This is a genomic window from Halomicronema sp. CCY15110 (assembly GCF_016888165.1).
Lineage (GTDB): Bacteria > Cyanobacteriota > Cyanobacteriia > Phormidesmidales > Phormidesmidaceae > Halomicronema.
Window position 1 is genome coordinate 1 of record NZ_JACSWC010000330.1, and the last position, 13522, is coordinate 13522.

Consider the following 13522-nt stretch of genomic DNA (forward strand, 5'->3'; position numbering starts at 1 on the left):
CTCAACCTACCAGTATCGAGAGTTGAGCGGAGTCGAAACTCGGTTCATGGGGATCTTTTTTGCGCGCAAGTCCCTAACCTGCACGCTCTGCTCCCTAGGCTGCCCCCACTACCGACATTTCAACTAGGCCAGCGATCGCGACCGCCACCAACACGACTAAGGCATAACGAGGCACGTTGCCACCACCGTAAGTCACATTGTCGGATTGCCGTTGCAGGGCTGCATAGATGTTGGGAGTCCCCAGCATAAAGAAAAGGAGTCCCAAGATGCTCATCCGAGGCTTGAGCTGAGGCGTAGAGTTTGAGCGGTTGGTTTCTAACATGATTTAGGTAGTGAGGGAGCGAACGGGAGATGTCGAGCGTCTAGCCGAGTGACCCATGATTCGATGCAAGCTGAGCCACACCTTATTTCGGTCAGGATATTTCAAAAGATTTTCTTTAGTTACATAGTATTAAGATTAGCTGAAATTGCCCTGGGGAAACTCACTTACGTGCATTTTTATTTTTGTCACGAATAAAACCTGAGTGTTTTTGCGGGCAGGGGCAGGGTATCAGATTTGGCCGGCACCACTGGCACGGGACTGACCAATGGGGCACGGAGTTTGCGCAACCTTGGCTTCTGGTGGGGGGCAGGCAGATGACTCACAAGGGGGACTTGGCTTGGTATGCTCATTGCCAGTGACCTCAGGAATGTGATTTTTGTTTGCTGCCATTACCACGACTGCCACGGGGGCACGATCGCTGATTCCCGTTTGTCAGGCATTACCGGCGACCCTCTGGTTGCCCGAGCAGTTGGCTCCGACGATCGATTTGCCTGCCGACCTCGTTGTTGAAAGCTATTCCGGAGCCTTGAAAACCGTCGTTGCGAAGCTGTGGCCCGCTCAAACCGGGCTGATTTTCGCGTTGGCGGCTGGGGCAGTGGTGCGTTTGATCGCGCCCTTGCTAAATGACAAAGCCACAGATCCTGCGGTGGTGGTGGTGGACGACGCGGGACAATTTGCCATCAGTCTTTGTGGCGGTCATCAAGGGGGGGGCGATCGCCTGACTCAACGCATCAGTCAGCTATTAGCCGCGACACCAGTCATTACTAGCGCGACCGATCAGCTACACCTGCCAGGGATAGACGTGCTTGGCGAACCGTTTGGCTGGCAGCGTGGGGTCGGCAACTGGACGGGGGTAGCGAGTGCGATCGCCCGAGGCGAAGCGATCCAGGTCATCCAAGAGGCGGGCACGACGCTGTGGCAACACCATTTGCCAGCGACCCAGCCGTTTCAGTTTGGCTGGCCGGAAGTCCCGAGTCCGGCGGATCAGCCATCGCCTTCACCGCAAGCCAGAGTGTGGATTAGTCCGATTCAGCGGCGGTTTGATGCCGATGCGGCGATGCCCAAAGTGCAGTGGCATCCGCGCGTACTCTGGGTGGGGTTGGGGTGCGAGCGGGGCACCTCCCAGGCGTTGATGGAGCGGGCGATCGCCGACGCCTTGCGATCGCGGCATTTGGCACTGGCTGCCGTTGCGGGCATTGCCACGCTGGATCTCAAAGCCGATGAAACGGGCCTGCTGGCGCTGTGTCAGGCTCACGATTGGCCATTACGGTGCTTTACTGCCGCTGAATTGCGAACAGTGACCGTGCCGCATCCTTCCCCCATTGTCGAGCAGGCGGTGGGTACCCCCAGCGTGGCGGAGGCAGCGGCGATTCGGGCCGCGCTGGCGATCGCGCCGCCAGCGTCATCAGCCGGAGATTGTCCCGTCAAGACTGTGGACAATTGCCTCTGTATCACCAAGCAAGTCCTGCGCGAGGTGGGGGAGCCGGGCGCGGTCACTGTGGCCGTCGCAGCAGCTAATGGGGAGTATACCGGGCGCACGGGACAGTTGAGTTTGGTGGGCACCGGCCCCGGCAGTCTGGACCAAATTACCCCTGCGGCCAAAGCCGCCTTGTCTCAAGCGGATGCCATCATTGGCTACAGCCTTTATGTCGATCTGATTCGGCCATTATTGCGACCGGGGCAAATTGTCGAAGGGTGGCCGATCACCCAGGAGCAGCAGCGGGCGGAGCGGGCGATCGCCCTGGCCCAGTGGGGGCTCACAGTGGCCGTGATCTCATCGGGCGACTGCGGCATTTACGCGATGGCGGGCTTGGTGCTCGAAACCTTGCAAGCCCAGGGCTGGGATGGACAGACCCCAAGCGTGACCAGCTATCCCGGTATTTCGGCGTTGCAGGCGGCGGCAGCCCGCGTGGGAGCACCGCTCATGCACGACTTTTGCGCCATTAGTCTCAGCGATTTGCTCACCCCCTGGCCCGTGATTGAAAAACGCCTGGCGGCGGCGGCAGCAGCAGATTTTGTCATCGCCTTATACAATCCCAAGTCGCAAAAGCGCATTGAGCAAATTGCGATCGCCCAACAGCTCATCCTGCAACAGCGCTCGACTGAGACCCCGGTAGCCCTGGTGCGATCGGCCTATCGTCCCAATGAAAGTATCCTGGTCACCACGCTAGGCGACCTGCTGAACCACCCCATCGACATGCTGACGACCGTGATCATCGGTAATCGCAGCACCCAACTTTATGCCAATAAACTGATTACCCCCCGAGGTTATGCGGTATAGCTGGTGGTGCTCATGGGCGCTACCGGATTGATGATGGACGTTGCCCTAGCAATTGGCTTGGTAGTTGCCGGACTTGCCGCCAGTTTTTTGCAATAGTCGCACGGCCTCAATCGTCATCGATTTCTCCAGGGCTTTGGCCATGTCGTATAGCGTCAGTGCCGCTACTGATACCGCTGTCAACGCTTCCATCTCGACCCCGGTTTCCGCTTTGGTTCTCACCAAGGCTTGAATGCGATAACCTGGCAGCGATTGCTCAGCCTCAATCATTACCTGCACCTTACTCAGCGGCAACGGATGGCACAGGGGAATTAACGTGGCGGTTTGCTTGGCCGCCATGATGCCAGCGAGGCGGGCTGTGCCCAACACATCCCCTTTGGGACTGTTGCCCTGCTCAATCTGTTCGAGGGTCGCGAGGGACATGGTGATGCACCCTTCCGCGATCGCCTCACGCACGGTCGCGATCTTATGAGAGACGTCAACCATGTGGGCTTCCCCTTGTTCATTCAGGTGAGTCAGGGGTTTCGAGATATTTTCTGCCTGGGTCATCGAAAATCACTATTTTTGCGTCATAGTCTGTGTTACTATTTAACTCCTATAAGGGCGTGTAGCTCAGTGGACTAGAGCACGTGGCTACGGACCACGGTGTCGGGGGTTCGAATCCCTCCTCGCCCGTTGAATCAATCTAAAGCGTCTTAGCAGACTTCTCAGGGCGTTTTGTATTATCCAGAGCTTTTTGTCTTCGTTCTGGAATTAATGTCATTTTCCAGAATTAGTGTCGCTAATCTTTTTGACACTTCAGGCGAGGAGGGATTCGTTTCAGCTGAGCAAACTCGGCGCTAGCTCACCCGTATTAGTGCCGGTTAAACAGCCGATCGTACTAATGCCCAGCATCATGACCAAAGTAAACGGCAGACGGTGCATCATCTAGCACCCAAGGAGACGACTTTGGATCATATTTGAATCTATTCAAAATCAATCGGACGGGTGATTCAGGTGAATTTCGCGGTTAGACAATCTTCGATAAATCACTTCAATGGAAAAAGCCAGGCCCACCATTAAAACGACAACCCCAAGGTTGCGTGGCTGGGTTTGGGCCGTTTGAGCTAACAATACAGTTACAGCGCCTAGGCAGGCCGCCGTTCCCAACAACGAAATCCAGCGGTAGCTATGGGTACGACGATACAGCCGGACGTTGGCAAAATTCACGACCGCAAAGATCAGCAGAAATCCCGAACTGCCCATAGTGGAGATGCTGGAGAGGTCAAAGACGTTGGCTATCAACAGGGTCACAGCGCTGGTCAGCAATAGTCCTTCAATCGGCTGATTCCAGATCTTTTTTTCGAGGGCGGCGGGCAGCTCTCCCGATTTGGCAATGATGAAGCTCAGGCGGGACGTGCCATAGAGGGTGGCATTGAGGGCAGAGGCGGTTGAAAGCATCGCCGCGATCGCAATCAAGCTAAACCCAGCCTGCCCCAGGAACGGTTTGGCCGCTGCTGCCAGGGCATACTCCTTCGCCGTAATAATTTGATCCAGCGGTAAGGAACCCACAGTGATGCCCGCAATCAGGATGTATAGGACAAGCACAAATATCACTGCTGAATAATAGGCGCGGGGTAGAGTGCGCTCAGGATGTTGCACATCTTCGGCGGTGTTGGCCATCAACTCAAAGCCCTCGAACGCCAGGAAAATAATCATGCCGCCAGAGATCACAGCCAGGGGCGACGCCCAGGTGGAAGGCTGTAACTGCGCCCAGTCAACACCGCGCGCGCCTATACCAATAAAAATCCCCAGGATCATTAATTTGAAGGCTACAATCCAGCTTTCAGCCCGGCCAATCAAATCGGCACTCAGTAGATTCAGCCCGGTAATGCCGATAATGGCTCCACTGATTAGTAAGTGTCTGGCCCAAACTTGAGCCGTCTCGGGGAAGAAAACCGACCCGTAGCTGCCAAAGGCAGAGGCATAAAGGGACAGCATCACGATATAGCTCAGCCACAGCAGCAGATTCATGCCGCCAGTAAACAGGCCAGTGCCATAGGCCTGGTTGAGAAAGGTGACGGTGCCTCCCCGACTGGGGAAGGCCAGCGAGAGTTGGACGTAGGCATAGGTGGTGAGTAAGGCTACCAGACCGGCGATCGCAAATGCTAGCGGTGCGCCACCCTGGGCCAGCTGTACCGATAACCCCAATACTGCGAAGATGCCGCCGCCGACCATGCCACCGATGCCGACCGCAACTACTGACCAAAACCCCATGGTGCGCTTTGCCATATAGAATTGCCTCTGCTTAATGTTTGTAGCCGGTCGATGGGGCTGGGCTGGGCTGAATCAAGTTAGCCACCAAACTTGTCTAGCCGATCTGGTGAGACGCGCCAAGTCCCGCACCACTAAGTAGGAAGGCTGATTCAAATATAAGATAGCAGGGTTGTTCAGAGTATCCTGCTATGCCTGCTCCGTTGCGGATTGTTCTCAACGCCGAGGAAGAATGACCGTTAAATGAATTGCGCGGGACTCAGAGCGTGCCGTATCGGACACGAGACCGGGCGCACATGCTGCGCCTGAATGCGCAAGGCTGGAATGTGCCCGCGACGCCCAAATTTTCGAGTGTCATGAGCAGCTTGTCAGAGCGACCCTCCGACGCTGGGAAAGCAATGGCTTAGGGGGATTATGGGAATCCCCTGGACGCGGTGCGAAACCCAAATGGCACCCCGCTGATTTGGCGTATTTGACCGAGTGCCTGGAGCAAGAGGCCTCGACCTACACCAGTGTGCAACTGGCCCCAAAGCTGAAGCAGGAGCGATTAGTCGACCTCAGTAGTGACCGTCTACGCCGCTTGCTCAAAAAAAGATATCGGTGGAAACGAACCCGGCAAAGCCACCGAAAAAAGCAAGACCCGGTGCAAGCAGCCGTTAAGCAGTCCGATTTGGAGACCTTAGAGCTGGCGACGCAGGCGGGTTGGGTGGACTTAAATACCTCGATGAAGCCGGATTCTGCCTCTGGAGTCCAGTCAGCTACAGCTATCGTCCCATCGGTGAACAGAAGCGGCTGGAACAAACGTCTAAGCGCTATGGTCGTCGCATCAGCATGTTGGGATTGTGGCCGCCCGCACAGGGGTTCGAGTATGCGCTTGCGCAAGGTGGTCTCAAGGGCAAGAGCTATCTTGAGGTGATGGATTGGGTCGCTCAGAAGGCCTCACAAACCTGGACTGAGACCGGGCGCATCACGGTCATCGTGCAGGATAACGGTTCGCTGCATAAAAGCCGTCTGGTGCAGGAGCAGTGGCCACGCTGGCAGGACCAGGGATGGTTCATCTTCTTCCTTATCCCCTATTGCTCGGAGATGAATCCGATTGAAACTCAATGGCGGCAGTTGAAAGCCCACGAAATTGCCGGTCAGATGTTTGACAACGAATACGACTTAGCGATGACCGTCATTCCGACGTGATGAAGGGTCGAGAGAAATCCTCTCGGGTGGCAATCGCTATGTCCACTGTGAAAGACGGTTCTCGATCGCGGTCTTTGAATCAGCCGTGATGACGGTTTTTCGGGATTGGGGGGTGGAGCCAGTACCCACGGTGGTCTGTGGGCAATCGGAGTTTTCCTCGCCTCATATTCCTCATGAGGCCAATCCTCAGCGGGTTGGTGGGGGCGTGAAGGATCTTCAGTGGTTGGTGATGGATTACCTGGCTGAGCGGTCTTTCGATCCCGGTCAGGAGGCGGATGAGGTGAGCGGTGGCGATCTCCAACACAATCTGCGCCGCCGACCCTGTCTGAGCCGCCGACTCAGCGGGGTCTGAGACAGCTGCCGACTCCGTGGGGCCAGAACCGCAACCGACTAACCCGATGCCAAACAGACCAGCATCTAAATTCCCCAGAAAGAACTGGTTTTTACGACTCATAACCACCTCACACAATCTTGATGACAGGGGTGTTCATGCGAGCATTCACATATCTTTTGGCTCGCTTAATCGCCTCTGTTTGGGTGAAAGCACAGGGGACCGCCAACGCGCAGCCCGCCGCGTGATTTGCCCAAACGGCATACAGAACTTGACCAGCCTCTGCGCTCTGGTCAACCTCTAGTCGCCAGCCCCGATAGGTGAACGACCAAACGATGTGGGGGTAATCAGGGTTCAGAATCATAATTGAATGGGATAAAACCGAATAAAACAGCTCTGCCTCGGCGAGACAGAGCCGCGCAGGCAGACTTCAAATTCAACAACAAAATGGAATTGGCCCAGTCAGTGGAAGCCATGAACAGGCTCAGGATGACTCAAGCAGCGGCCAGGTTGTGGGCGGCAAAATCCCAATTGGCTAGGTTGCCTAAGAAGGCTCCGATATAGTCAGGGCGCTTGTTTTGGTAATCCAAGTAGTAGGCGTGCTCCCAAACATCCATGGTCAGCAACGGCACCTGCCCACTAGTCAGGGGATTATCGGCGTTCAGGGTTTTTGTGACTTTGAGGGTGTCATTATCCAGCACCAGCCAGGCCCAGCCGCTACCAAACTGCGTCGCTCCGGCATCCTTAAAGGCTTCGGCAAATTTCTCAAAGCTACCAAAGTCCGCCTCAATCTTCTTTGCCAGATCGCCCGTGGGCATCCCGCCCCCGCCGGGCTTCATGCTGTTCCAGTAGAAGGTGTGGTTCCAGGCTTGAGCCGCGTTGTTGAACATCCCGCTCTTGTCGGAGTTACCGGCGATCGCCTTAATCACCGCTTCAATCGGCTGGCTATCTAAGTCAGTGCCTGCCACCGCCGCATTAAATTTACTCACATAAGCGGCATGATGCTTGTCGTGGTGAAACTTTAAAGTGCTCTTGGAAATATGAGGTTCAAGAGCCGTGTAGTTGTAGGGTAAAGTCGGGAGCTCGTAAGCCATCAGAATTTAGTTCTCTCTCAACGAATATCGTAACTTTTTGAGGGGAATGTATTGATAAAAATCGATATCTCTCAGGCATTGAACGCATCACAATAAGTTCGCCGTGCCTAGTCAAGACGGACTTAGTTTCAATATTTTTCCACCCACAAGAAACCTATCAAATCTCTCACCGATGTTCTATGCCCCTAAGGGGTATTAGCTTAGGTTCAATTGATAACTCCATGCAGTAAATAGCTGGGCCTAATTAAATGTTCAACCAGTCGCTGACTTCGACTCCGCTCAGTCAACTATATGGCTTGTTAGATTGGGGGTTGAGGGTTGAGCGAAGTCGAAACCCGTCTATAGGATGATTGGGCCTGTCTACTTAGTGCGATCGCAGCTCAATCATTAAGTCAGGATAAAAAGCGATCTAGCGCCGCTTTCAGTTGCTCAAGTTCTTCCTGGATGTTGCCTTCTTCCGCCGCCCGGGTGAGGCAATCGCTCAGATGCTCATCCAAAATGATGCGGGCTACACGCCCCAAAGCAGCCCGCACAGAAACGATTTGCACTAAAACGTCAGGACAAGCGCGCTGATTGCGAATCATGGTTTGAATACCCCGAACTTGACCTTCAATACGGGCCAGTCGGTTAATAATGCGCTGGAGCGATTCAGGATTATGAACGTGCTGGTGAGTGATTGCCGACCCATCTCCATGACGGTGCAGCGAAGGGCTTTGCTCATCGGCAGGGTTGGGCTTTCTAATGGTCATAACTTAGTGCAAAGCCCATGTGTTGTGGTTAGAAAAAACCGATCAAAAATAGAGCTTTCAAACTGAGACAAAACTCAATAAGACAATATTATTCATAGCAAAATATCAGTTTGCCGACTGATTTTCTATGCCCCTTGGGGGCATTACTCTCAGGGAAATTTAAGCATTCGACGACAAAAGACGCGATGCTAACGTTGCCATGACTGCCTCAAATCGTGACAAAGCATCACCCCATCCACGACAAAAGGGCGGGGAGCCGTCGCGGGACTGTAATCGGTGACGTTCAGTTCTCGGGGGTAATCGGGTGTCGCCTGGAGTCGCTCGCCAGCCTGCAAGCTAATGCGGCTGCCCGGCCCGATGTAGGTTGGCTACCCCATCCACCGTGCACCTGAATACCTAATATTCGTCCCCGTAGCGGGGGGACTCGCGATCGCCGACATCGCTTCCCCAAACCAACACAGGGAGCAAACGAAGATTTCCAGGGATCGCTTCCCCAGGCCTTTTGCCATTAACCAGCCGACAACCTGCTTGAAATCGTCAAGCCTTTGCAATATTTGTTTACAAGATGTTACGCTTGCCTCAAGGTGAAAACAGAGAAACTCGCATGGCAGTTCGTGGATACACGACGGAAGTAGATAGACGTTTAAATAACTTGGCCGTTGAGCCTGAATTTCACGTCGATGACACCCAGCATTTTGGGTTTAACCAATATGTAGAAAAACTGAACGGGCGCTTAGTCATGGTAGGTTTTGTATCACCGATCACCTTTGAACTCGCGACAGGCCAAGAGTCATCACTTGGTTGACTTATCCACAAAGCAGTCTGCCCCGTCACGGCAATCCCCCCTACCCGCATTTATGTTTGGGGGCCAGTAATAGATGATAAAGAGTAGTTGTTGTTACGCTTCACCGTCGATAGGGATAAAAGGCTGGCTCATAGAGCGTTTTACTGTTGCTAGTGAGCCTGCTCAGGTTTTATGGAATCACATCTATGAAATCTGACGACTTAATCAAATGAATCAGCCCTACTCAGTTTTATAAGGAGGCACAAAATGCCGTTCACCATTGACTCAGCTCGTAACATTTTCCCGAATACCCTGACAGCTGATGCGGTTCCCGCCACCATCGCCCGGTTCAATCAGTTGAGTGCCGAAGATCAGCTGGCCTTGATTTGGTTTGCTTATCTAGAAATGGGCAACAGTTTGACGATTGCTGCTCCGGGGGCAGCCAGTATGCAGTTTGCTGAGCCCACTTTAGAAGCCATTCAGAATATGTCTTTTCAAGAACAATCTCAGTTGATGTGCGATTTGGCCAATCGGACAGATACTCCCACTGGTCGCACCTATGCATCTTGGTCTCCCAATATCAAATTGGGATTCTGGTATCGCTTGGGAGAATGGATGGAAGCTGGAAAGGTTGCGCCGATTCCCCAAGGATACAAGCTCTCGGCGAATGCTTCCGCTGTGTTGGACTCCATCAAGTCACTGGAACCCGGTCAGCAAATCACAGTTCTACGCAATGCTGTCGTAGACATGGGGTTTGATACCAGTAAGTTGGGAACTGCCCAGCGGGTGGCTGAGCCCGTCGTGCCCCCAAAGGACATGAATCAGCGCCAGCGAGTCGCGATCGCCGGAGTAACGCACCCGACAATCTTGTCCTATATGGATAATTTGAATGCCAATGACTTTGATGCCCTCATCGAGTTGTTTGCCCCCGATGGCGCACTGCAACCGCCCTTCCAACGGCCCATTGTTGGCAAAGAGAGCATCATGCGCTTCTTCAGAGAAGAGTGTCAGAACCTCAAATTGCTACCTGAGTACGGTGTTTCAGAACCTGCTGAAGATGGCTTTACCCAGATCAAAGTCACTGGAAAGGTGCAAACCCCTTGGTTTGGCGGGGGAGTCGGCATGAATATTGCCTGGCGCTTTCTTTTGAACTCCGACGGTAAGATTTTCTTTATCGCGATCGATCTGCTAGCCTCGCCCAAAGAATTGCTCAACCTGGGCCGATAACAGTTAAGTTCGTCCTTGCTAAAGTGCTTTCAGCCACCCCCCGAGGTTTCCTCGGGGGGTGTTGTGTCTCATGGGCGGCGACAAGCCGAATTATGAGTGTGGTGTAAAGTTTTGCAAAATAGCCGATATCGAGTCATATTAAGGTTGTGGATTTGATATCTCAATAGTTAGCGATGCCGGTCAGTAAAACTCAGTGGTTAAGCCAGGAAATGGCAGTTGCAAAGACAGCGCTAAGGACTGCCTACGAGCGGGAAACCGCAAGTGTGGTTCAATCCGTACGGAAAAAAGCGAGTGAAATCTCTCATATAGACGACCTTTGGCAGTTAAATGACTATTTGAGTGCTCGGCGCTTTGATCTGGATGGTAAGTACGACGATAGAGAAGAAGAAGTATTGTTCGTCCTCGCCAAACTCATGAAAGAGGGTTGGCTAACGGCGGCAGATTTGGATGGGCTGGACTCTGAGAAGTTGACCAAAATGAAAGCGCTGATCCATATCCTTTAGTGGATGTAGAGCATGTCTAATAATCTGTCATCGCTTTGACCCATCGAAGTTTTACAAGACTCTGGTGAATCGAGTAAATCTCTGTAGCTCAGACAAGGTTTACCCGTGTGTCGAAAGAGCATAATTCTTACTGAGCTGATTTACCGCACGCTTGTCTGACTGATGCTGACCTCACCCGCACCGACTTGACAAAAGCGAATTTACACGGGGCAACTGGCTATTCAGCCTTTTTGCTCACGCAAACCATCGAAGTTCGGGTGGATTAACTTTGCCAAAACCTGGAATGGGCATTTAGCCATGCTGGGTTTTGGCATCGGCATCGCCACTGAAGCCTTGACGGGGCAGGACATTCTGTCTCAGCTAGGGTTGAGGTGACGCCAGCCTCCTTACCCCCTCCTACTTACACAGCTAAACAATTAACCGGAGCAACTGACTTGCTCCGGTTTTATTTTGCATTAAACTAGGAATGATTATCATTCTTGTCGAGCATTGCCATGGTCAACACCGCGATCGATACAGTGCCCGTGACCGTCCTGACGGGCTATTTGGGGGCAGGAAAAACGACTCTGCTGAACCGCATCCTCACCTACGAGCACGGCAAAAAGGTGGCGGTCATCGTCAACGAGTTTGGGGAAGTGGGTATCGACAATCAGCTGGTGATCGACGCCGACGAAGAAATCTTTGAGATGAATAACGGCTGCATCTGCTGCACCGTGCGGGGCGACCTGATTCGCATCATCGGCAACCTGATGAAGCGGCGCGACCAATTTGACCATCTGGTGATTGAAACCACTGGCCTGGCCGATCCGGCCCCCGTCATCCAGACCTTCTTTGTGGATGAAGACATGCAGGGGAAGCTCAACCTGGATGCGGTGGTAACGGTAGTCGATGCCAAGCACATCCACGACCATTGGGACGCCGACGAAGCCCAGGAGCAGATTGCCTTCGCCGATGTGATTTTGCTGAACAAGACAGACTTGGTCAGTGAACTGGACCTGGCAGCTCTGGAATCCCGGATTCGCACCATGAACGCCATGGCGAAGGTGTATCGCACCCGCGATGCTGCCGTTGGTATGGATGCCATCCTTGGCGTCAATGCCTTTGACCTGAACCGGGCGCTGGAAATTGACCCTGACTTTTTGGGCGAAGATGCCCACGAACACGACGAAACCGTCGGCTCCATTGCCCTGGTGGAAGCAGGGGGACTGAATTTCGACAAACTCAACACCTGGCTGGGAGAACTGCTGCGCACCCAGGGACCCGACATCTTCCGCATGAAAGGCATCCTCAACATTGCCGGAGAAGACCAGCGGTTTGTGTTCCAGGGCGTTCACATGCTGTTCGATGGACGCCCGGATCGCCCCTGGAAGCCGACTGAAACCCGCAAAAATGAGCTGGTCTTCATCGGTCGCAACCTGAACGAAGCCCAACTGCGGGAGGACTTTCGCGCGTGCCTGCTCTAACCCAAACCCTGCTGGAGCGGCGATCGCACGGCACCCTGAACGACTACATCACGGCGATGGCCTGGTCTCCTATTCCCTTAATGCTGGCGATCGCCTCCGCTGCCGGAGAAATCCTCCTGGTCAATCCCGAAACCCAGGCCGAGATCATCCTTCAGGAAGCCAACGGCCAATCCATCGATTGCCTCGCCTTCTCCGCCGATGGTCACTACCTCGCCGCCGGAGGCCAATCCGGCAAACTCATCATCTGGCCCCTACATTCACCCTCTCACTCATCCACCCAGCCACCCAGCCACCCGCCCACTCTCCTCCCTCACCCCCTCACCTGGCTCGACCGCCTCACCTGGAACCCCACCAGTAACGAACTGGCCTTTAGCCTCGGTCGTTATGCCCAGATCTGGGATGCCGAAGCTGAAGAGATAGTTGCCACCCTGCAATTTGAGACCTCCTCCTTCCTCGACTTAGCCTGGCACCCCCAGGGCCAACACCTGGCCGTCAGCGGACATCAGGGCATTAAAATCTGGCCCCGAGACGACTGGGACGCTGATCCAGTCGTCCGAGAAATTGCCGCCGCCAGCATTGCGATCGCCCTCTCCCCCGATGGTCATTACCTGGCCTCCGGCAACCTGGACCGCACCCTGCTGGTGTGGCCCTTCGAGAGCGCCACCCCCTGGCAGATGCGCGGCTTCCCCGGCAAAGTTCGCCAACTCGCCTGGTCAGACATCACCGTCGGTCAGGCTCCGCTCCTTGCTTCTGCCAGCGATACCGCCGTCGTCATCTGGCGCAAGCACAGTGACGCCAGCGATGGCTGGGATGCCCAGGTTCTCGACTTGCATGAGCAGCGAGTCAATGCGATCGCCTTTCAACCCGGCAGCACCCTCCTCGCCTCCGCCGCCGAAGACGGCTGGGTCTGCCTCTGGAAAAGGGCTCAACAAGCCACTCAAATCCTAGAGGGTGCTCCACAGGGCTTCTCCACCCTCGCCTGGAGCCCCAATGGGCAATGGCTCGCCGCCGGTGGGCAACAGGGAGAGTGGTTGGTATGGAAGCAGCGGAGTCGGGGAAGGGGGTTCGGATAGGGAGTGGATAAGTGAATGGGTCGGTGGGTGATGGGTGTTGGGAGCAAATCGCTATAGCGGTGTGCAGGCCAGTTAAGTACACCCGAGATTCGGCAAGCACGATGATGACTCGCATTGAATTTTGAAGCTGTACTTAACCAAAGCGGGCACCGCTATAAGTTTCTAATCAACTGGGTCTCGAGACTGATCTTGACTCAAGAAAGTGGACAGGTAGTTTAAGCGGCCTTCAAACCCTCTAGAGAGAGCCAATAGTT

Annotated in this window: 13 protein-coding genes, 1 tRNA gene and 2 pseudogenes; 10 read left to right on the forward strand and 6 right to left on the reverse strand. The window is 54.2% G+C overall.

All coding sequences use genetic code 11. From position 1 onward, the window contains the following. Window positions 1-94: 94 nt before the first annotated feature. Window positions 95-322 (reverse strand): hypothetical protein, encoded by a 228-nt coding sequence (locus JUK32_RS15770; RefSeq protein WP_204139824.1) that lies wholly within the window; start codon window positions 320-322, stop codon window positions 95-97. A 376-nt stretch (window positions 323-698) separates the two neighbouring features. Here JUK32_RS15770 and cobJ point away from each other — a divergent pair, with 376 nt between their 5' ends. Next, window positions 699-2603, forward strand: a complete 1905-nt coding sequence (gene cobJ, locus JUK32_RS15775) for a precorrin-3B C(17)-methyltransferase (protein ID WP_204139825.1) — start codon at window positions 699-701, stop codon at window positions 2601-2603. A gap of 45 nt (window positions 2604-2648) precedes the next feature. Here the strand turns inward: cobJ and moaC are convergent, their stop codons facing one another. Further along, complete coding sequence (gene moaC / locus JUK32_RS15780; RefSeq protein ID WP_204139826.1) at window positions 2649-3149, reverse strand: cyclic pyranopterin monophosphate synthase MoaC; 501 nt, start codon at window positions 3147-3149, stop codon at window positions 2649-2651. Window positions 3150-3201: 52 nt separating this feature from the next. On the opposite strand from moaC, the gene JUK32_RS15785 reads away from it, so the two are divergent. Further along, window positions 3202-3275, forward strand: a tRNA-Arg gene (locus tag JUK32_RS15785). A 300-nt stretch (window positions 3276-3575) separates the two neighbouring features. Here JUK32_RS15785 and JUK32_RS15790 read toward each other — a convergent pair. Further along, entirely contained in the window at window positions 3576-4871 is a 1296-nt protein-coding gene (locus tag JUK32_RS15790; RefSeq protein WP_204139827.1) for an APC family permease, read from the reverse strand. Window positions 4872-5101: 230 nt separating this feature from the next. On the opposite strand from JUK32_RS15790, the pseudogene JUK32_RS15795 reads away from it, so the two are divergent. Continuing rightward, window positions 5102-6044, forward strand: a pseudogene (locus JUK32_RS15795) (IS630 family transposase). An 88-nt stretch (window positions 6045-6132) separates the two neighbouring features. Then, entirely contained in the window at window positions 6133-6396 is a 264-nt protein-coding gene (locus JUK32_RS15800) for a hypothetical protein (RefSeq protein WP_204139828.1), read from the forward strand. 109 nt (window positions 6397-6505) lie between these two features. On the opposite strand, the gene JUK32_RS15805 is transcribed toward JUK32_RS15800, so the two are convergent. The 3 genes from JUK32_RS15805 to JUK32_RS15815 form a co-directional block, all read right to left on the reverse strand. Then, a complete protein-coding gene (locus JUK32_RS15805; protein WP_204139829.1) occupies window positions 6506-6739 on the reverse strand; it encodes a hypothetical protein in 234 nt (77 codons plus the stop codon). 130 nt (window positions 6740-6869) lie between these two features. Then, window positions 6870-7469 carry a superoxide dismutase gene (locus JUK32_RS15810; RefSeq protein WP_204139830.1) on the reverse strand — a complete coding sequence of 200 codons (600 nt, stop codon included), beginning with the start codon at window positions 7467-7469 and terminating at the stop codon, window positions 6870-6872. Window positions 7470-7861: 392 nt separating this feature from the next. Further along, window positions 7862-8218: a metal-sensitive transcriptional regulator gene (locus JUK32_RS15815; RefSeq protein ID WP_204139831.1), complete on the reverse strand. Its 357-nt coding sequence runs from the start codon at window positions 8216-8218 to the stop codon at window positions 7862-7864. A gap of 565 nt (window positions 8219-8783) precedes the next feature. Here JUK32_RS15815 and JUK32_RS15820 point away from each other — a divergent pair. The 6 genes and pseudogenes from JUK32_RS15820 to JUK32_RS15845 all read left to right on the forward strand — a co-directional run bounded on the left by JUK32_RS15820 (window position 8784) and on the right by JUK32_RS15845 (window position 13268). Continuing rightward, on the forward strand, window positions 8784-9023 hold the full coding sequence (locus JUK32_RS15820) for a high light inducible protein (RefSeq protein ID WP_239112728.1): 240 nt from the start codon (window positions 8784-8786) through the stop codon (window positions 9021-9023). Window positions 9024-9269: 246 nt separating this feature from the next. Further along, window positions 9270-10229 carry an orange carotenoid-binding protein gene (locus tag JUK32_RS15825; protein WP_204139832.1) on the forward strand — a complete coding sequence of 320 codons (960 nt, stop codon included), beginning with the start codon at window positions 9270-9272 and terminating at the stop codon, window positions 10227-10229. A gap of 173 nt (window positions 10230-10402) precedes the next feature. Next, window positions 10403-10732 carry a hypothetical protein gene (locus JUK32_RS15830; RefSeq protein WP_204139833.1) on the forward strand — a complete coding sequence of 110 codons (330 nt, stop codon included), beginning with the start codon at window positions 10403-10405 and terminating at the stop codon, window positions 10730-10732. A 146-nt stretch (window positions 10733-10878) separates the two neighbouring features. Further along, a pseudogene (locus JUK32_RS28745) lies at window positions 10879-10998 on the forward strand (pentapeptide repeat-containing protein); the annotation flags it as partial. Window positions 10999-11226: 228 nt separating this feature from the next. After that, window positions 11227-12195, forward strand: a complete 969-nt coding sequence (locus tag JUK32_RS15840; protein ID WP_204139836.1) for a GTP-binding protein — start codon at window positions 11227-11229, stop codon at window positions 12193-12195. Continuing rightward, a complete protein-coding gene (locus tag JUK32_RS15845) occupies window positions 12183-13268 on the forward strand; it encodes a WD40 repeat domain-containing protein (RefSeq protein ID WP_309224557.1) in 1086 nt (361 codons plus the stop codon). Before JUK32_RS15840 ends, JUK32_RS15845 begins: the two co-directional genes overlap by 13 nt. Window positions 13269-13522: the final 254 nt, after the last annotated feature.